The organism is Mycolicibacterium vinylchloridicum, assembly GCF_013404075.1.
Taxonomy (GTDB): Bacteria; Actinomycetota; Actinomycetes; order Mycobacteriales; family Mycobacteriaceae; genus Mycobacterium; species Mycobacterium vinylchloridicum.
Window position 1 is genome coordinate 1 of the sequence record NZ_JACBJQ010000169.1, and the last position, 1,509, is coordinate 1,509.

The 1,509-nt window shown below is 65.1% G+C and carries 1 protein-coding gene; it reads left to right on the forward strand.

The genetic code is table 11. The features are described 5' to 3' along the window. Positions 1-128: 128 nt before the first annotated feature. The gene (locus HPC46_RS34350) at positions 129-1,220 is read left to right on the forward strand and encodes an IS110 family RNA-guided transposase (RefSeq protein ID WP_005144164.1); all 1,092 of its coding nucleotides are present in this window, start codon (positions 129-131) and stop codon (positions 1,218-1,220) included. The last annotated feature ends 289 nt before the right edge of the window (positions 1,221-1,509 follow it).

The window sequence follows — 1,509 nt, forward strand, 5'->3', positions numbered from 1 at the left end:
CTAGACGGTATGGGTGACCCTCGGTTTTGAGTTGGGGGTTGCGGGCCGGGGCCCCACTCACCCATGTTCGTGGGTTACCGAGTAGGGAGTCGCCTGCCCGGTCTATCCGACAGTGGTGGGAGGCCCCGGTGTTTACAGAGCGTACGAGTGTTGGGCTGGACGTGCACGCACGTTCGGTGGCGGCAGCAGCCATCGACAGCGTCACTGGTGAGGTGTTGCAGGCCCGGTTGACCCCGTCCCACGAGCACATCCGGTCCTGGATATCGGAATTACCGGGCCCGGTGGCGGTGGCCTATGAGGCCGGTCCGACCGGTTTTGGGTTGCAGCGGGCGTTGACCGCCGTCGGGATCCGGTGTGAGGTCGTGGCGCCATCGAAGCTGCAGCGACCGTCCGGGGATCGGGTCAAGACCGATGCCCGCGATGCACTGCATCTGTCGCGGTTGCTGCGACTCGACGAGATCACGTCGGTGTCGATTCCGAGCGAGAGTCAAGAAGCGGCCAGGGATCTAGTGCGAGCGCGTGAGGACTGCCGCGGTGATCTGATGCGGGCACGGCATCGGCTCTCCAAGCTGCTGCTGCGTCACGGCATCGTCTACTACGGGGGTGCGGCCTGGACCGGTGCCCATGACCGGTGGCTGCGTAGTGTGGCAGCGCCGCAGTTGACGGCGCCGGCGACCAAGATGGCGTTCGACGCCGATTATGACCACGTGTTGACGATGCAGGCTCGGCGCGGGCGCTTGGACTCGGCGATCGAGGACATCGCCAGAGACGGTGAGTTCAGCCCGATCGTGCGACGGGTGTCATGCCTGCGGGGCGTGAGTACCTTGACCGGATTGGCGTTGGCAGTGGAGATCGGTGATTGGGATCGATTCACTGGCAACACGATTGGATCCTTCATCGGGTTGGTGCCCTCGGAGTACTCATCGGGTTCCTCGCGGGTCCAGGGGACGATCACCAAGACCGGCAACAACCACGTGCGTCGGTTGCTGGTCGAGGCGGCGTGGCATCACCGGGCCCGGTATCACGTGGGTGCGGTGATGCGGTCGCGGTGGGAGCAGGCCTCACCGGCCGCCCGAGCTCGCGGGGACGAGGGCAACCGCCGCCTGCATGGCAGGTGGGTGGGCTTTCTGGAACGCCGCAAACGTCCGGTGGTGGCCAATGTGGCGATTGCCCGCGAGCTGGCCGGTTGGTGCTGGTCTTTGGCGGTCATGCAGGACTGACCGCCACCTTTGGTCTGCTCCCTCCTCGAGTTCGGTGGTGGCAGCGCGTGGATCGACCCGCGAAACACCTATGAGCAGCACTTCGTGGCGACGCTCGATGCTAGACAAGCGGATGCGATCCAGCCGAAACCCCGTCCTGCGGTAGCCAATCCGCGCATATCAGTCTGACCGCGCGTCGCCAATGACACGCTCACCACACAGGCTCGGTGAGGAAGCAACGAGGCGCCGTCGGGGTAGCTCCCCGGCGGCGCCTCACCCTGCCCTCTTGACAAACTTCTCTACATATCAG